Annotated in this window: 15 protein-coding genes; 6 read left to right on the plus strand and 9 right to left on the minus strand. The window is 39.4% G+C overall.

The window, feature by feature from the left end:
- Positions 1 to 11 precede the first annotated feature (11 nt).
- Positions 12 to 776, minus strand: a complete 765-nt coding sequence (locus H9565_RS05600; RefSeq protein ID WP_215438243.1) for an NYN domain-containing protein — start codon at positions 774 to 776, stop codon at positions 12 to 14.
- Between the two features lie 159 nt (positions 777 to 935).
- Here H9565_RS05600 and H9565_RS05605 point away from each other — a divergent pair, with 159 nt between their 5' ends.
- Positions 936 to 1,724 carry an NIPSNAP family protein gene (locus tag H9565_RS05605; protein WP_215438244.1) on the plus strand — a complete coding sequence of 263 codons (789 nt, stop codon included), beginning with the start codon at positions 936 to 938 and terminating at the stop codon, positions 1,722 to 1,724.
- A 9-nt stretch (positions 1,725 to 1,733) separates the two neighbouring features.
- Here the strand turns inward: H9565_RS05605 and H9565_RS05610 are convergent, their stop codons facing one another.
- The 4 genes from H9565_RS05610 to H9565_RS05625 form a co-directional block, all read right to left on the minus strand.
- A complete protein-coding gene (locus tag H9565_RS05610) occupies positions 1,734 to 2,843 on the minus strand; it encodes an OmpA family protein (protein WP_215438245.1) in 1,110 nt (369 codons plus the stop codon).
- 106 nt (positions 2,844 to 2,949) lie between these two features.
- Positions 2,950 to 4,395, minus strand: a complete 1,446-nt coding sequence (locus H9565_RS05615) for a hypothetical protein (RefSeq protein WP_215438246.1) — start codon at positions 4,393 to 4,395, stop codon at positions 2,950 to 2,952.
- A 147-nt stretch (positions 4,396 to 4,542) separates the two neighbouring features.
- Positions 4,543 to 6,297, minus strand: a complete 1,755-nt coding sequence (locus tag H9565_RS05620) for a TonB-dependent receptor (protein ID WP_215438247.1) — start codon at positions 6,295 to 6,297, stop codon at positions 4,543 to 4,545.
- A gap of 98 nt (positions 6,298 to 6,395) precedes the next feature.
- Entirely contained in the window at positions 6,396 to 9,413 is a 3,018-nt protein-coding gene (locus H9565_RS05625) for a tetratricopeptide repeat protein (RefSeq protein ID WP_215438248.1), read from the minus strand.
- 289 nt (positions 9,414 to 9,702) lie between these two features.
- On the opposite strand from H9565_RS05625, the gene H9565_RS05630 reads away from it, so the two are divergent.
- From H9565_RS05630 to ppgK, 5 genes are all read left to right on the plus strand, one after another.
- Entirely contained in the window at positions 9,703 to 10,386 is a 684-nt protein-coding gene (locus tag H9565_RS05630; protein ID WP_215438249.1) for a cell division ATP-binding protein FtsE, read from the plus strand.
- Between the two features lie 161 nt (positions 10,387 to 10,547).
- Positions 10,548 to 11,621, plus strand: a complete 1,074-nt coding sequence (locus H9565_RS05635; protein WP_215438250.1) for an endonuclease/exonuclease/phosphatase family protein — start codon at positions 10,548 to 10,550, stop codon at positions 11,619 to 11,621.
- Between the two features lie 93 nt (positions 11,622 to 11,714).
- Complete coding sequence (locus tag H9565_RS05640) at positions 11,715 to 12,530, plus strand: NUDIX hydrolase (protein ID WP_215438251.1); 816 nt, start codon at positions 11,715 to 11,717, stop codon at positions 12,528 to 12,530.
- Between the two features lie 40 nt (positions 12,531 to 12,570).
- Positions 12,571 to 14,055 carry a sulfatase gene (locus H9565_RS05645; protein WP_215438252.1) on the plus strand — a complete coding sequence of 495 codons (1,485 nt, stop codon included), beginning with the start codon at positions 12,571 to 12,573 and terminating at the stop codon, positions 14,053 to 14,055.
- A gap of 78 nt (positions 14,056 to 14,133) precedes the next feature.
- Positions 14,134 to 14,883: a polyphosphate--glucose phosphotransferase gene (gene ppgK, locus H9565_RS05650; protein WP_215438253.1), complete on the plus strand. Its 750-nt coding sequence runs from the start codon at positions 14,134 to 14,136 to the stop codon at positions 14,881 to 14,883.
- A 48-nt stretch (positions 14,884 to 14,931) separates the two neighbouring features.
- Here the strand turns inward: ppgK and H9565_RS05655 are convergent, their stop codons facing one another.
- The 4 genes from H9565_RS05655 to H9565_RS05670 form a co-directional block, all read right to left on the minus strand.
- The gene (locus H9565_RS05655) at positions 14,932 to 15,834 is read right to left on the minus strand and encodes a hypothetical protein (protein ID WP_215438254.1); all 903 of its coding nucleotides are present in this window, start codon (positions 15,832 to 15,834) and stop codon (positions 14,932 to 14,934) included.
- 100 nt (positions 15,835 to 15,934) lie between these two features.
- Complete coding sequence (gene typA / locus H9565_RS05660) at positions 15,935 to 17,737, minus strand: translational GTPase TypA (RefSeq protein WP_215438255.1); 1,803 nt, start codon at positions 17,735 to 17,737, stop codon at positions 15,935 to 15,937.
- A 191-nt stretch (positions 17,738 to 17,928) separates the two neighbouring features.
- Positions 17,929 to 18,468: a hypothetical protein gene (locus H9565_RS05665; RefSeq protein WP_215438256.1), complete on the minus strand. Its 540-nt coding sequence runs from the start codon at positions 18,466 to 18,468 to the stop codon at positions 17,929 to 17,931.
- Positions 18,469 to 18,585: 117 nt separating this feature from the next.
- The gene (locus tag H9565_RS05670) at positions 18,586 to 19,059 is read right to left on the minus strand and encodes a hypothetical protein (RefSeq protein WP_215438257.1); all 474 of its coding nucleotides are present in this window, start codon (positions 19,057 to 19,059) and stop codon (positions 18,586 to 18,588) included.
- Positions 19,060 to 19,171: the final 112 nt, after the last annotated feature.

Here is a 19,171-nt window from a genome sequence, read left to right on the forward strand (position 1 = left end):
TAAGACCCTTATTATTTTGTAGAACGGGATTTTGGCTTTTCCGCCATTTTAACGTACACCAATTTTTTGCGCCCTTTAGAATCCTCGCGCCGGTCTACCTCAATTGATTTTATTGAATTTATAAGCGGGGTAAGTTTTTGAAAACCGTAGTTCCTAGAATCAAAATTAGGTTGTTTTTTCTGCAAAAGACTTCCTACATCACCCAGAAAGGCCCAACCATCATCATCGGCCACATCATCTATTGTTGAAGCTATTAACCTAATATCCTTGGCCGTAATCCTATCTACATTGTTCTTAGCAACTTTTGCGGTTTTATTGCTCACGGCATTCTCTTCCTCCTCATCTTCCTTCTTAAGGATTTCTATATAAATAAACTTATCACAAGCTACAATAAACGGATTTGGAGTTTTCTTCTCTCCTATACCAAAAACTTGCATACCGGCTTCCCGCAAACGAGTTGCCAAACGGGTAAAATCACTATCACTACTCACTAGACAGAAACCGTTTACTTTGCCCGAATACAAAATATCCATAGCATCAATAATCATAGCAGAATCCGTGGCATTCTTACCTTGGGTGTACCCGTATTGCTGTATTGGGGTAATGGCATTTTCCAGTAGGACATTTTTCCATTTACCCAAACGTGGATTGGTCCAATCGCCATAAATTCGTTTTATGGTAGGATTGCCATATTTGGCAATTTCCTCCATCATTTCCTTTACATATGCTGAGGGAATATTATCACCATCTATAAGTACCGCAAGATTTAAATCCATGTTATTCTTCTTTCTTGCAAGTTACGTTGATTCTTTCAGAAATAATAAGCTATATAAATTCATAGTTCAACGCTATCGCACAATCACCTTATCCTTGGTTATTTTAGGTTTTACCAGGGTTCTTTGTTAAGTTTGATTTTACCAAACCCTATATTTCATATGAAAAATTGCATCCAGAGTTACTTTACAACACTAGTTTTAATTTTCGCTATTGGCTTTTCTGCAAATGCACAAACTCAAGAACGTGAATTTTACCAGCTAAAAACCTATGTTCTCAAAGATAAAAATCAAGAAACCGCTATGGACAGCTATTTGGAAAATGCCTATCTACCTGCCTTAAAACGGGCCGGAATAGAGCATGTAGGCGTGTTCAAACCTATTCCGGAGGAAGATAGTGAAGAACTTAAAATTTATGTGCTCCTACCCTTTAAGTCGTTTGAACAATTCTTTACCTTGGACCATATGCTGTCTCAGGATAAAAGTTATGTTTCTGCAGGCTCCAGTTATATAAATGCAAAATATGACGATGCACCGTACGAAAGAATCAGTTCTACTTTAATGAAAGCCTTTTCAGAAATGCCAACAATGGAGGCTTCAAAAGTAAAAGGCCCGAGAAAAGATCGCGTATATGAATTACGTAGTTATGAATCTGCCACCGAAGCAATTTACCAGAATAAAGTAGATATGTTTAATGCGGGAGGCGAAGTAGAACTTTTTGAATCCTTAGGTTTTAATGCGGTTTTTTATGCCGAAGTCCTATCCGGTGACCGTATGCCCAACCTCATGTACATGACCACTTTTAAGGATATGGAATCTAGAGATGCTCATTGGGACGCTTTTAGAACCGCCCCAAAGTGGTTGAAACTAAAGGCCGACCCTAATTATCAAAACAATGTAAGCAAAGCGGACATCATGCTGCTTTACCCTACTGATTATTCAGATTACTAAAACATAAAGTTAGGGTGCGGGTTTGCTAATCATAAACTCCACCCTTCTATTTTTTCTCCTACCTTCAGAAGTACCGTTGTCCGCAATGGGTTTTTGGCCTCCATGACCTTTCCAAACTATCCGATTTTTGTTCAACCCTAAATGAACCAAATAATCCGATACCGCTTTTGCCCTTTTTTTGGACAATGACTCATTATATTTCTTGCTTCCAACAGAATCCGTATATCCATTTATTGAAATTTTGAGGGTCGGATTTTCAGACAAGTAAGAATAGATTTCATGAAGCTCCTGTTTTGCCGTTTGGAGTATGGCCGCCTTATCAAAAGCAAAGAGTACATCTTCAAAAACATGAATTTTATTGAGTTCAAACGTGCGCGGTTTTCCCTTGGGTAAGATAGTTTTATTGCCCATAGCTTCGGACACCTCAACCATATCCACATAGTAATATGCGCCTTGCTTGGCATTTCGCTTTGTCTTAAAAAGACGTGTACGCGCATTACTCTTAAAATTACCAATAATTAAATATTCCTCAGAACCTTTTGCTACAAATTGGGTGTGCACCAATATCCAATCTTGGGTATCCGAATAGAAGTTTGAATACCCAATTTCCAAATAATTGTAAACATTATTTTTCTGTTGATACAACTGCTTTTTTGATAGGGCTTTCTTTATGGGTACGCTTAATTTATTCTTAGCGAACAACACCCCAAATTCCTTTATGGCAAAATCTGAACGTTCGGCCAAACTCACAAAAAAAGATACTTTATAGGTAACCCCTTTTGTTAAAGGTCGTAACAATTTGGTCTGAAAATATTCTCTGTAATCATCTGGCGCATATAGATACAACCCTGCATAACCCTGACCAAAATCTGCCGGTTGCGAACCATTGAAGTTTTTTGGTGTACCCATTTCCGCACTACACCCATTAAAGTAATCTGTTGAACCCTCGGTAGGTGTTGACCAACCTTTTACATCTGCACTAAAGTTGCCCAAATGTTCAGGACAATGTACAAAGTCTTCAAAACTGGGGTTTTCAACTAGGTTTTGCGACTCCATGCGAAGTAAAAAACAAAGCCCCAACAAAAGAAATACAAAATCCCTCAGTGAAAATTTGGTCATTATAGAGCGTTTAAACGGACTCTAAAATAAGTAAATTAAGGCGATGTTCCTGTATTTCAGTCTATACAGCTACTTCTACATGAAAATTGAAAAGTATTTTCGAACGTTAATCCAAAGAATCAATATACGCTTGAATTAGATCTACACCTTCCGTATGTAATTGCGTAATGCCAACAAGTGGCATAGATGGGCCGTAAGCTGGATCTGTTTCTACTCTTAACCTAATATCGGCCTTAAAATCCTCTACATTACTATCCGCATACGAGGTTTCATATCTAAAATCCGGACGGACACCTTGGTTAGAATTATGATAACCGCTAGGTTGGTGGCAGTGGGCACAGTTCACATCCATATAGGCTTTGGCACGTTCGGTTAACGTAAAAGAATCATCCAACCAATCCGGCAAACGTTCAATCTCCGAAATGGCAGGCGCACCGGAAAGCAACCCTTTATCAATAAAATATTGAAGTTGATTTTTGCCATTATAGACAAAATTTAAATTTCTTGCCTTGGGTCCAATAGGAATGGTAGTATTGTTAACGTCATGGCACTGCGTACAGTTAACGCTAAACGGAACCTTATATCCTACAGATTGACCACTTCCCGAGCTATCTATCCAGTTTACTTGGATTACCGGTGCCTCGTTACTAAGTTCCGCTTCGGTCTGATCTTCATTCCAAAGGTAGTTCCCCATGTCCCACGTACCGTTGGTCTTTATCAAAATTCGGGTTTCAAGTAGTTTTTTTCCCTTTGATGGGTCTCTTTCATCATTGTAATAAAAGAATGTTTTACTAATAACCGTGTTATCCGGAAACTGTAAAAGGCCTTGGTCATTATAAGTCATCTGCGCACCTTCAGGAAGGGATATCGTTCTGAATTTTTGAGCATAATCACTATAAAGAGGTGTACTTAGACTATATTCATGCGAAGTTGTATTAGGAATTAAATCCGATGGATTTCCTCTAAATATTTTAAGATCGGCCAATTTAGGAAGGAACTGGGCAACGGCATAAACCGTATCATCCAAATATGGATTGCTTCCTGCGGTTACCTCATCGCCATTATTTACACCGTCCGCATCACAATCTGCACTTTTCCAAATGTTGTTCGCAGCGTTGTATCCTGTATAATTTTCATCTTGCACGGGATCACACGGATTCTCTTTATCAGTACCATCCGCATCCTCTTGGAAATCAGGAATACCATCCCCGTCAGAATCTTTAATTTCGTTTACATAAGGGTCCGTACCATTGGCAAGTTCTTCGGAATTGGTAACTCCATCCGTATCACAATCGGCTCCTAGCCAAATGGCATTATCAACATCATAACCTGTATAACCACTATTTTGTTTAGGATCGCACGGATTGGTCTTACTTGTACCATCCAACACTTCCTTAGAGTCAAGAATACCGTCCCCGTCCGTATCCATATCAGATGTAGATGGCGTACCGGAATCATCGGAACCACAGGCAACAAACAGAACCATTGATACTAAAAAAATGGCGCCAAGCACTTTTTGCCCTAAAAGGAACCCGTAATTACTTAGGCTCACACAAGCCTTTTTATTCTTATAAAACATGATACATTTTCTTTATAGCAATAGCTACAAAAATACGTATTCTACCATGAATCTTACATCGGTATAGATAAGACCCTATAAAAATCGGTTGAATACACCCTATTTATTTTTACTTTAAACCTAAAGATCAAACTTATAGGTTAACCCGCCCATAACCTGCAAGCCCTGAACCGGATAGTTCGCAAAGCGCTGGTAATTGTTATTAGCGATATTCGCTACTTTTAAGAAGAAGGAAAGTTGATCGTTCCACCGGTAGCCCACATGAAAATTAGCGTCAAAATAACCATCTAAAGTTATTGGCGTAGCAAAGAAATCTGCCGGGTTTCCGCTTGCGCTGGCAATAGTGGCCACATCATCTCTTTCGCCCACATAAAAAAGGTTGGCTCCAGCATACCACTTTTCCCCTATTTGATAATCCATGAACAACGAGCTTGTTAAGTTTGGTAAGTTCCAAGCCGGGTTATCCGTTTCGGTGTTGTAGTTAAAGTACTCCACATTTACTCCCAAACTAAAATTCCGGTTTACATCTACATTCAACTCTCCAAAAGCTCCAATAGTTTTTACATCGTCATAAAACACCTCAAAAGAGTTACCATAGTAATAGCCTTTTTCATCGGTCCTTGAGTCATTTCTAGCATTAAGTTTATACAATGCCTTTCTATCTTCCGTGGTATAACTTACTTTGGCGTTATAGCTTAAATTAGGCAGGATTTGCCCTTTAAGACCCACATAGGCATCGTACTTCTTGTCCGTAGGAACAATGGTCAATGTTGGAGATACGTACGGGTTGTCCTCTACAAAACCGTAGTATGAATTTTGCATTAAATCACCCTCTACCCCACCGTAAACGATGGCCATGTCATCTAACAACCTGTAAGATGCGGTAACCGCTGGATAAATATAAAAATTACTATCGCTGTTTTGGGTATCCAGACCATACACAAGGTTTACCCCTAAATTCAACGATAAATCCTCATTTACCAATACCAGGGTAGGGTTAATACCTACTTGTAAATTGCTATAATCTATTCCCGGTGTATTAGTTAGGTTGTTAAGACTGGAGTTTTCAAAACTACCGCTTACGTAATCCACTTTTGCTTTGACCTTAAAATCTTCATCTGCCACCGGAAATGAAAAGCCAGTTTTAAAAACAGCCCTATTTTCACCGGATTTAACAGCATCCCAAAATCTTCTGTATTCTAGTTTTGCGTTCTCAAAATAAGAATCCTCAACATTTATGTGACCCGATGCTTCTGCCATATAATAATTCTGACGCTCATCAATACCATCTACGGTTTCCTCCGTAAAGGTAGCATCTGGAATACCGTACCAATTGTAAAGTTGATGTTGAGCACCTACATCTACTCCCCAGTCAAAATCACTATCCCTTTTGGTGTAACTGGCATTTAATTCCGTGTTCGAGTAAATATTATCCAACGCTACACCATCAATATCCCCACGAGAGGAATTATGTCCCAAACCAAGGGTATATCCGGATTCACGATCAATAGTTCTGCTCGTATAAAACTTACCCATTAAATTGGCGGGATTACCAATACCCGCAGAAGCATATGAGTTATACAGTACTGGTGGCGGGGTTTTCTTTACGGCCGAAGCCTTGCCCTTGGCAGGTGTAAATGTTGACGCTACCGGAACGGAAAAAATACTATAATTGATTTTCTTCTTTTGCAATACGATAGAATCATTAAGATTAGGCATGGTCTTAATCTTAAAAGCATCATTGATCGTTGGCGTATAGGCCTTGGTTACTGTAACGGTTTCCGTACCTATATCATCTTTTTCTTCTTCTTGCGCTATGGCTAACTGAAAAACACCCGTAAGAAAAATAAGAGTAAGCTTTATATGTTTGTGCATTCTGTGTTCTTTTTTGAATTTACACCTTAAAAGCGAAGCCGGTTCTAAGACCCCACTCGGATTCAATTTTTTCAATCTTGTTAATCTATTTCTTAATGTTAGTCCGTTTGCACAGATGAGTTGCTCTGTGCTTCCTTAGCCTTAATAATGGAAAGTTCCGCTTTGGCCTCTGAAACGATCTCATCAAACTGACCGAAATTACTTATCACACTATCCAAAATATAAGTAGCTTGATATGCATCTCCCAAGGCATAGAAATTTTTGGCCATCAAAATCAGCCCTTTTCCTCCCCATTCTTTATAACCGGAATAATCCTTTGCCAGTTTCTGTACCGCAATATTGGAGTTTTCATAGTCCTGCGCCTTACTCTTAAAATACGCATCATAGTATAGTGCTTCCGCCGCAGTAGAACCTGATGCTATTTTCAAAACATCTGCATAGGCTTTCTCCGCTTTTGCTTCATCTCCCGTAGCAATTGCAGAACGGGCAATCATTATTTGAGCATCACTTTTAATACGATTATCTATAATAGGTGTGACCAAAACTTTTTCGGCATAGGCCAACGTCTTACCGTAATCTTTTTGCTTGTAGTAACCTTTCATTAAGTTAGACTGGGCAAAAGTTCTGTTTTGCTGAATATCCGCTTGATTTTCCAATCGCTGTAAATAAGGCAATGCCGAAGCATAATCTTCTTTGCCCAAATAGATTTCACAAACCCGTGTCAGCGCCTGCTCTGCATACTCGCTCCCCATTTTATCCGCAACGAACTTATAATTTGGCAATGCCTGTTCCTTTTCTCCTTTTGCAAAATACAATTGCGCCAAGTTGAAATTGGCCTTGACCGCATTTAATCCGTTCGGGAACTGCTTTATGTAATTTTCGTATCCTTTAATGGCAGCATCTTTTTTGCCCTCCATATTTTGCTTATCCGCAGATTCAAAAGTGGCATTATCCAGCTCGCTATCCGTAACCTCTACAAAGTCTAGTTTCTGAACCCATTCTGCATACTCATCAACCCGGCCTAAATCAACATAAATTAATTTTGCCGTAGAAACTGCCTGAATAGCTTCTTGTGTATTAGGAAAATTATGGACCACCGCTTTAAACTCCTTTAAGGCTCGTTCGTTTCGGCTGGCATTATAGTGCACCAAACCTTTGCGCATCATAGCCTGTGGCACCAATGAACTGGCTTTATATTCCGTAATCATCCTTTGATAGGTCTGAAGCCCCTGTTGCTCCTGTCCTGTAGAAATTAAGGTATTGGCCAACTCAAAAAGGGCATCGTCCTTTAAACTGGATTTTGGATAGGCCGACACAAAGGTTCTTAACTCTTCTATTTTGGTATCGCGTCTATCTACAAAACCATAACTGATGGCCTTTTGGTAAGCCGCATAATCTTTCTCCGGTCCGGAAAGGGCAAGTGCCTTGTTATAGGTTTCAATGGCTGGCCAATATTTACTGGTTACAAAGTAACTATCTCCCAAACGCAGATAACCGTCATATAATTTCTGTGTATCGTTAGACCCTGCATTGGTGAAATTACCAAAATACGATATGGCATTACTATAATCCTTCAACTTAAAATAAGTATATGCCAAGTTGTAATCCAACTCTTTATATTCCTCTGTAGATTTAGCCGATGGATTTTGCTGAAACTGAATATAATCTACCAATGCATCTCCGTAATCATTGAGCGCATATTCCGCTTCTGCTTTCCAATAATTGGCTTTCGCCTTAAAAAGATTACCCTCTGCACTACCTAATGATTTTCCTAAATTTTCAACGGCTCCTTGATAGTCACCGTTCATGAACAGTTCTATACCACGATAGTAGGCCACTTTCTGATAGGTAGATTTACTAGCATAATTTTTGTTCTTTTCCAGAAGTTCCATAGCCCCTGCAAAATTTTTGGAAGTGATATAGGAATCTACCAACAGCTCTTGCATTTCTTCTGTATTAGCGCTATCCGGATATTTGGCCAAATAATCCGAAATAACCTGTGGCACCGGCTCATAGGCATTACCCACCTCATAACTCAAACGGGCATAGTTTAAATAGGCATCCTTTTGAATCTCCTGTGAGAAGTCCATTTGCGAAGCATTTCTAAAAGCGTTCAATGCCTCTTGTTTTTTGTCCAACTTTAAATAACATTCCGCTAAATGATAATACGCATTTTGCGAAACACTGTTGGTTCCCCCTATAATTTTATTGAATTGCTGTACCGCATTGGCATAATCTCCTTGCTTGTAGTATGAATATCCCAAAAGGTAGTAATCCGTATTGCTCCACCTGCCTTTTTTACCTTGGTAATCCTCTAGGTAAGGAATAGCATTGGCATATTCGTTCAAGTTAAAATAGCTTTCTCCAATAATTTTACTGAGTTCGGATTTCTCCTTTCGGTCTCCTTTTGCCATTTGCTTCTTTGCCAAAGCTATGGCCTGATCAAACTTACCCAGCTTAAAATTCATATCAGCTTGGTAATAATCCATCTTTTCTTCAAGAATTTCAGGATCCTTTATCTGGTCAAATCGTTGGTTTGCCGTATCGTAATCATCTTGCTGATAAGCTATGTACCCCATGTAATATTTGGCCTGAGAGCCATAAACCGGAGAATTTTCTACCTTTTGAAGGTAGCTTTCGGCCTGCTTTTGTTTTCCCGAAGAAAAGAGCGAATATCCATAGTTAAAATTAAACTTGTCCATCTCCTTACGAGACAAGGCGCTTTGCTCAACCTTATTGTACCATTTTAAAGCATACGGATACTTTCCCGTCTCAAAATAGTATTCGGCTACATCTACATAAGCGGAATTCCTTTTGGTAGAAGTTGGATAATTGGTCACAAAATCCTCCATGAGCCTATCCGCGCCCAACTGGTTGAGCCTTACGGCAGCATTTGCCTCATAGTATGCACTATTGGCCTTGGTCTCCAAATTATTGGTATTGTCCTTGACCTTTGCAAAAATAGACTGTGCCGCTTGGTATTGCTCATTGTTATAGAGCGCCAAGGCATCTTGATATTGTTTTTGATCGTGGGTATAAATTTCAGTTTCTTGAGCAATTCCCATAGAAACCATCCCCAAGAAAATAGGGATAAGCGCGGTGATTTTTTTTAGCATAGTGTTCTAACTAGAAATATGTATTACCGTTAATTAATTTTAATAACGTTGAATATTGCATCTAAGTATATGGCAAGCGGTGTTTTCATTTTAATAATTACACACTCTGAACAATCTTGCAAAAAAGCGAAAAGATTTTGTCCGTGCCTGCCGTACGTTAGTTTTTAACTTATTACTTTTATATCAATATTACGAATCAAAGTTCGAGATTTGGCGATCACAAAGTAAAACTGCGCCCTACCTTTAACGATTGATTAACAAATTAACCTTAAACCCACTACCGCTAAACATGTCCGAAACGATTTTAGAGCTAAAGGATGCAGCAATTTTCCAAAAGGATAGTCTTGTTTTAAACGAGGTAACACTTGATGTACTTAAAGGCGAATTCGTTTATTTGATAGGTAAAACGGGAAGTGGCAAAAGTAGCTTTATGAAAACGCTCTATGGAGACCTTCCCCTAAAGCAAGGTAGCGGGCGTATTGTAGATTTTGACCTCACCAAATTACGGGAAAAGGACATTCCGTTTTTACGACGGAAAATTGGTATTGTTTTTCAAGATTTTAAATTGTTGCCCGATCGTAATATTAATAAAAACCTCTATTTTGTACTCAAGGCAACGGGCTGGAAGGATACCCACAAAATGAACCAGAAAATAGAAGAGGTCCTGAACAAAGTGGGTATGAAGACCAAGGGGTTCAAATTCCCGCATCAGCTTTCGGGAGGGGAACAACAACGTGTAGCCATTGCGCGGGCCCTTTTAAACGACCCTGAGCTTATTCTAGCCGATGAACCCACTGGAAACCTAGATCCGCAAACCAGTGTAGAGGTAATGAAGGTCTTGCAGGAAATCCATAAATCCGGCCGGTCTATTTTAATGGCAACACATGATTACGCCTTAATATTAAAATACCCTTCAAAAACATTGAAGTGCGACGGAAACAAAATTTTTGAGGTCGTACAGCGAGCCGTGTAGCGTATTGCCCCACTTACACATAATATAACCGTATCCCTACAAAAGCATAACATAGAAGGCCGGTAATTTTCATAACTTTAGACAGGTATAGGCTTTAAGCATTTTTTAAAATGCCGGGCAGAACCTTGTTAGGTAATGTAATTTTCTAAATACAAAACGTTATGTCCCACATTAACTTTGCTTGGTGGAATCTCCAAAACTTTTTTGATACGGATGATGACCCAATTTCCAACGACTTCAGTTTTACACCTGCGGCGGGTTGGACAGAAAGTGTTTTCAACAAGAAAAAAGAAAATCTGGCGGAAGGCCTAAATCTTATTTGGCCCAACGAGCAAATTGATCTGTTGACCGTTTGTGAAATAGAAAAAGACACCCTCTTACAAGATTTATTGGACGAGGCGGGTATGAACCACCTTAGCGTGGTTTTTGATGCTTCCGGCACAAGCGATTTAAGGGGAATTGACGTAGCCATGGCCTATAATCCCAGTAAGCTTACCGTGGTTTCAAGAGCATCTCACCTGGTTCACCTAAGATACCGTACCAGAGATATTTTTGAAGTGACTTTTAGAATCAATGATACCGGAGAAGAATTTGTAGTAATTGCATCGCATTGGCCTTCGCGTAGCAGAGGTCAATACCATTCGGAACCTTTACGCATTGCCGTTGCCGAACATATTTCCTTTCTAGTGGATGCGCATACCAAAGTAGAATCTACTACCTATGAAGAGCTACAGGCCAATAATGACCTTGCAGCCATCCAATCTAAATGGGAGAGTAAGGTTTTGGTAGTGGGTGATTTTAATGATGAGCCTTTTGACCGCAGTATCGTTCAACATTTAAAAGCTTCCAGAGACTTGGACAAGGTAACGGGAGGCACCAATGATTTTGACAAATTCGTTCACACTTCAAAATACCGTGCGCGAGAAATTTTCCTCTATAATTTAAGTACGTCTATCATGAACAAATCCGCCACTGGAAATACGGGTACTTACTTCTTAAGCGGATTGTATGACGGCACCGTTTTTGCCAACCGCTACCAAATGCTAGACCAACTTGTGGTTACCCGCGGATTCCTTTCCGGTAACGGCATAGAAGCCCAAATAGAAACTTTTGACATTGTTAACGACCCTGTTTTGGCCACCTCCAGCGGAAGGCCCAGGTCTTTTAAATACAAATCTTCAAGTCCCAAAGGATACTCGGACCACTTGCCACTAAAATTGAAACTTACTTACTGATTACCCACCAAAAACAATGGTTCTACAAATTGAAACGGCTATCTTTAAAATCCTATAAAAGATTTGCTGCAACGGCAGCCTCAAGCCTACATCATGATTTTAAAAAAACAAACCTACAGACCGGACAAACCCGTAAATCCTTTTATTGGTGCACTCCTATTTCTGATTTCAATTGTTCTTTTACTCATTACAGGGCCACTTGGCTTTGTATACGGTGTTTTCCATAGTCTGTTTACCAGAGGTGTAAAAGGCATTGGGGAGTATCTATTAAAAATTGCTATTTCTGTAGACCAGTTAGGCAATGTAATGATGCAGCATTTAATGAACATCTTGTGGACGACTAGAAACGGTTATAAATTCGGAAATAGGGATGAGACTATTTCAAGTGCTTTAGGCCGAAACAAAAAGTTGGGAACCCTCACGGCCGCAGGAAGATTAATGGACAAAATTTTAGATATTATAGACCCTGACCACTCCCTAAATTCCATTGATTACTATGTGGAACCTTCCGAGGATATTATAGATCATTTGGCATGGATACTTATTAAGGACGAACAGATACTATGCTTAAAAAAGACGAATAAAGACTTCTATTTTATCCCCAAAGGAATTCGCATCAAGGGCGAAACCGATGCACAAACCCTCGCTCAAAGCACCAAGAAAAACTTTAACATAGCTATTGATATCCCAACTATGGAGTTCGTGGGTATTTTTGAAGCGCAGGCACATGGCAAAAAACCGGGAATTCTATCCCGCATGACCTGCTATACCGCCAAACACAGCGGCACACTACAACCCGACTCCCAAATTCATGAAATAGCCTGGTTATCTTATGAAGACAAAGAGAATTTAAGTGAAGTAGACCAACTTATTTTTGATGTTTTGTACCAAAACGGTGAGCTTCCTTAAAATCTGTATCTTTAGTTTTTACTTACCAAACCCAACTAAGATGCTCAAACATTTTGCCGCGCTATTACTCATAGTAGGCCTTAGCAACAATAACCAGCTATTGGCCCAAAACCGAGAAAAACCCAATGTCCTGTTCATTTGTGTAGACGACCTCCGTACGGAGCTAGGTGCTTATGGAAAACACTATGTAAAATCGCCCCATATAGATGCCTTGGCAAAAAGCGGAGCGCTGTTCACCAATCATTATGTTCAAGTGCCCACGTGTGGTGCCTCAAGGCATGCTATCCTTACAGGTATGCGCCCTTCAAAACCTATTCATATATCCAATAATGCCATAGTTGAAGAAATTTCCAATCAGCCTGAAAAATCCGTGCCGGAAACATTCATCCATCGTTTTAAACAAGACGGATATCACACAGTAGGCATTGGAAAAATAAGCCATTCGGCGGATGGATTTGTATATGGCTACGAAGAACAACCCTCTACAAAAAAGGAGCTTCCTTATAGCTGGAACGAAATGCTTTTTGACCCGGGCAAATGGAAAACCGGTTGGAACGCCTTTTTTGCATACGCTAATGGAGAAAACAGACAAAGCCTTAAAAAACAAGTAAAGCCGTACGAAGCAGGAGAAACCGATGACCAAGGTTATCCTGATGGTCTAACGACCAATCTTGCTATTTCAAAATTAAAGGAGCTGAAGAAAAATGGAGAACCGTTTTTTATGGGTGTTGGTTTCTTTAAACCCCACCTTCCCTTTAATGCCCCTAAGAAATACTGGGACCTGTATGACGAGGAGAAAATACCGGTTTCACCAAATCCCAATATCCCCGAAAACATAAGTTTAAAGAGCCTACATACCAGCGGCGAGTTCAACCAATACGCTTTAGGGGAAGAAAAGGCTGGTCTTGACACCCAAGTATCGGATGCTTATGCCAGAAAATTAAGGCATGGCTATTTGGCTTCAATCAGCTACATAGACGCGCAAATTGGCAAACTATATCAAGAATTAAAAGATTTGGAATTGGATAAAAACACCATCGTTGTCATTTGGGGAGACCATGGCTGGCATTTGGGAGACCAACGCGTTTGGGGAAAACACACCCTTTTTGAAAATGCCTTAAAAAGCGCGCTAATTATCAATTCACCCTATCCGCAACACAAAGCAAAAAAAGTACGGGCCATTGTGGAAAGTGTGGATATCTACCCCACTCTACTGGATATGTGCGGTATAGACCAAATAAAACCTACCGATGGAGAAAGCTTTGAAAAACATATAAAATACAACATTCCGGATACTGAGGAAGTTGCATATAGCTATTTTAGAAACGGAATTTCAATGCGAACCAAAAATTATAGGTTAACCAAATACTTTAGAAAAGACCAACCCGTAATTGAACTTTATGACCATCATAAAGGCAATGCAATGGAGAATAAAAACATAGCAAAAGAAAACCCTGAGACAATAAAAGAGTTAATGCCACTTTTTGAAAAAGGTGATACCGGCATTTTCACAGTAACCGAATAAAATGTTCGCAAGTCCATAACATTGGATTACTCTGAAAAGTTTTTGTTACTTTGCCCCAACAAATTTTAAAAAGGAATAATGGAAGTTTTAGGTATAGATGTAGGAGGTTCTGGCATGAAAGGTGCCCTTGTAAATATTGAAACCGGAAAATTGGTTTCGGAACGTCATCGTATACCTACGCCCGCATCTCGCAAACCCAAGGATATGGCCAATGTAATTGCCCAAATCGTTGAGCATTTTGATTATAAGGGAAAAGTTGGTGTTGGATTTCCAACGGTTATTAAAAGAGGCGTCTGTAAATCCCCTGGAAACCTTCATAAAAGCTGGCAGAACACGAATGTAGAAGAGCTTTTTGGCAAAAAAACGGGTCTTGACGTTACCGTGGTAAACGATGCCGATATTGCCGGCTATGCTTCTATGAATTATGGCACGGGTAAAGACATGGAGGGCCTTGTGGTAATGATTACAATTGGCACCGGTCTTGGAAGTGGTGCTTTTCTAGATGGTAAATTGATCCCTAATTTTGAGCTAGGTCAAATTCCTTATAAAGAATACAAAAAAATTGAGCTCTGGGCGGCGGGTTCCGCTAAAGACAGAGAAGGGTTATCCTATAAGAAATGGGGCAAACGTTTCAATAAATTTTTAAAATTAGTTGAACTTATCGTTTCACCGGATACTATACTTATAGGTGGTGGTGCCTCAAAAGACTTTGATCAATTTAAAGACTACATTACCATAGAAACTCCTGTTATACCGGCAGGTCTTCAGAACCACGCAGGTATTGTAGGTGCTGCTGCAGCAGCCTTCCACAACATATCATACCATTAAAAAACTATAGAACAAAAAAAAGGCCTTAACTAGATTAAGGCCTTTTTTCTATTTAATTTCCGCATTATCCGGAACTGCAAAGAAATCTTTGTCAATATCCTTTACAAAGTGGATATCCGAAATATCTATTTGAGTAATATACTCTCCCTGTTTACCGTCTTTGGTAGTCCAGTGGGTTTTCAGTTCTTTAGGCAATAATACACCGCTTACATCCAGTAACTCACCAACTTCCATGAATTTTTCAGGATTATGACCTCCATCCTTAAAATATTCCGGATAAGAAACTATGTAACGCGTAGCCGTCAACAAATGGCTTTCCTTATCAAACTGTAGAATATAGTAATCATCTGGAGCATCTCCGGTACCTGCGGCAAAAGTTACTTTTACCACATCATTGGCCTTACCCTTATAAGTTGCTTCAGGTAATAATTCCAAGTTTACACCTTCTCCATCCAAAATAAAAGGGTGCCCCATTAAATATAATGGCGTCAAGGCCCAAAACTTGGTATCATACGCGAATGCTGTAGAATCCTTGGCCTGTACCCAAGCCGTTTTTCCATCCCAACCAAACCTTGCCGTACTATCCGTAGCACTGGTATGCACCGCTTTATTACGCCAAACATCTACCACTTGATAGCTATCACGTTGCGTACTACCGTCCAACGGCTGATAATTAAAACGAAAAGACAACGCTCCGTTCCCATACCAATTTTTAAGACCTCCATGAGCCTCCATAGCTGCCCACACAATCTTACCCGCTTCTGATTGTTCTAATTTATCTTTAGCTTTTTCTACGCGGTTATTTACCCAAGACTCAGGTATCACGTAATCCTGAGCTTGTTCTTGAACAACAGCTGTAGTTTCTGATTTTTTGCTTTTAGGCTGCTCGTTGCACGAGGATAGCAAGGTGCCAATCAATAAGAAACCAGCTATTTGTACGTTAATTTTCATAGACTTGTTTTTAGGTTAAACTGTGTAGTCGAATCCGTTTGGTATACCTTTCAATAGAAGGCAAAAAAAAAGCCCTGAAGAGAAATTCAGAGCTTTTAAATTATGCTATTTTATACCTTTTTCGGTCAACTTCTTTTAGATATATCTTTCTAAGTCTAAGATGGTTTGGAGTAACCTCCACATACTCATCTTTCTGAATATATTCCAATGCTTCCTCTAACGAGAATTTAATTGCAGGAACAATTTTAGCCTTATCATCCGCCCCTGAAGAACGCACGTTAGAAAGTTTTTTGGTTTTAGTGATGTTCACGGTCATGTCATCACCACGAGAGTTTTCACCAATTACCTGACCTTCATAAATATCTTCACCTGGATCTACAAAGAACTTACCTCTATCCTGTAATTTATCTATAGAATAAGGAATGGCTTTTCCGGTTTCCATAGAAACCAAAGAACCGTTCTGACGCTGTGGAATATCTCCTTTCATAGGTTGGTATTCCAAGAAACGGTGTGCCATAATAGCCTCACCTGCAGTAGCCGTCAACAATTGGTTACGAAGACCGATGATACCTCTTGATGGAATCAAGAACTCACAGACCATACGTTCGCCTTTAGCTTCCATACTGGTCATTTCACCTTTACGCATAGAAACCATTTCTACAGCTTTTCCAGAAACTGCTTCCGGTAAATCTATAGTTAGAGATTCAACCGGCTCACATTTAACCCCGTCTATCTCTTTAATAATAACCTGAGGCTGACCAATTTGAAGTTCATACCCCTCACGACGCATAGTCTCGATCAATACGGAAAGGTGCAAAACACCACGTCCAAAGACCAAAAACTTATCCGCACTATCCGTTTCGCTTACACGTAACGCCAAGTTCTTTTCAAGTTCTTTCTGTAATCTCTCATTAATATGTCTAGAGGTAACGAACTTACCGTCTTTTCCAAAAAATGGACTATCATTAATAGTGAACAACATACTCATAGTTGGTTCATCTATTGCAATAGTCTTAAGACCTTCCGGATTTTCTATATCGGCAATAGTATCTCCAATTTCAAAACCTTCAATTCCGGTAATAGCACAAATATCTCCAGTAGCTACTTCTTGTACTTTTAGCCTTCCCAGACCTTCAAAAGTAAAAAGTTCCTTGATTTTGGATTTTACTATAGAGCCGTCTCTTTTTACCAAAGAAATTTGTTGTCCTTCTTTTAATGTTCCTCTTTGTAACCTACCAATTGCGATACGACCTGTAAAAGAAGAGAAATCCAAAGATGTAATCAACATTTGTGTATTACCCTCTTTTGGCTCAAAAGTTGGAATATGCTCAATAACCATATCCAAAAGAGGCTCAATGTTCTCTGTTTCGTTCTGCCAATCATCGCTCATCCAGTTGTTCTTTGCCGAACCGTAAACGGTAGGGAAGTCTAACTGCCACTCTTCAGCACCCAACTCGAACATCAAATCAAAAACCTTCTCATGAACTTCTTCAGGAGTACAGTTTTCTTTATCTACTTTATTGATAACCACACAAGGTTTTAAACCTAGATCAATTGCTTTTTGAAGTACAAAACGCGTCTGAGGCATAGGACCTTCAAAAGCATCTACTAACAACAGAACCCCATCGGCCATGTTCAATACACGCTCTACTTCACCACCAAAATCGGCGTGACCAGGAGTATCAATGATATTTATCTTGGTACCTTTATAAACAACGGATACGTTCTTTGAAGTAATGGTAATACCTCTCTCCCGTTCCAAATCGTTATTATCCAAAATTAAATCTCCTGTGTTCTGGTTCTCACGAAACAATTGACAGTGATACATAATTTTATCTACCAAGGTTGTTTTACCGTGGTCTACGTGCGCAATGATCGCGATGTTCTTAGTTGTTGTTGACATATGTAATTATTTAATAGCAATCCGCCGCTATTTTAAGCGTGCAAAGATACTGCTATTTTTCTAGCAGTAACACAAACTTATGTTATTTTTATGTTGTTGATTTTTAGAGAGTTCGCTACAATTGTAGTAGACAACTTTGAACTAAGCTTATTTTCTCCCGTAAACTGCGCGGAAAAATATGTGTCAGAGGCTTAACGACGTTTTCCGAATGCCCAGCCTATACGTGCAGCCAATAACAAGGCCAAACCATTTTCATTCTGAGTTTCAGAATACCCCAAACCACCTTCCAAACGATAGAAAAACCCTCGTCTATAGGTACGTTGAATTCCATAAACCGGGCCAACGGCAAGAATACTTTCGGACAAGGTTAAATCGCCAATAAAAGGTTTTTGGTCTTGATACGCCATTAATATGGCAATATAGTTTCCTGAATTACCGGAAATATTTTTCCCTTTATCCAGCCGCCTGTCCATATTGTAATAGTAACGCAACTGCCCTCTTAGAATGGGATAAATACCAAATTCGGTCTCGCAACCGGTACAACCTCTTAAACCAAAGCCAGAAACAAACTCCACAGTAGCTGTTGTATTCCTGCCCAATCCTTTCTCATAAAGAATAGCGGGCATGGGCAATCCTAACTGAACTTGATGTTCCTCTACATTTTTTTGGTTCTGTGCATTTGCAAAAATTGTAAAAACAAAAAAAACGAGTAAGATATTGGTATTTTTCATATAATGGTTCAGCTATTAATTGAGTCTAAACAATCATCAAATATCAAGCCTAAAATTCATTTCCCCCAAACAATTTGTAAGAAAAATAACTCGATTTATTTTCGATTAAAAAACACATTAACGCCCTACACACCATCGTTTTTCACTAATAATCCAGCCAATACTTAAATTGGCTACAGGATAAACACCACCTTTAAACTGCCCTGAATAGTAGGCTGCACCAACATCTACGGAAAAATTAAAACCGGAATCATAACTGCGCTGCAATCCTGTTACCAAACCCGCATAACTAAAAGCCGCTTTTACTTCTTCTCCTTTAACTGTTCGAGAACCAGGAAAAAAAACCGCCATAGCAGGTGCTACATAATTGGCGGAATTACCATAAATCTGTCTTCTATTTTGTTGCCTTTTTTCAAAGTTATAGTAATACCGATACTGACCAGCAGCGGCAGGAAAAAAACCTAGTTCTTCGTAAATATTAGATCGTAACGGATCCAAACCCACTTGCATTCCTGCCTTAACATCAAAAGTAGTGTTCGTGCCAAGTGCCATTTCATACTCAAAACCAGGGTTTAAGAGATTGACTTTCATTTGTCTCAACTCACAATTTTTACCAAATTGCGCATTTACTTGGCAAACTAGTAACAATAGTAAAAACAAGGGTAAGCATTGTTTAAAGTACATGTAGATCTTGTTTTTATAC

The organism is Zobellia russellii (assembly GCF_018728565.1).
Classification (GTDB): domain Bacteria; phylum Bacteroidota; class Bacteroidia; order Flavobacteriales; family Flavobacteriaceae; genus Zobellia; species Zobellia russellii.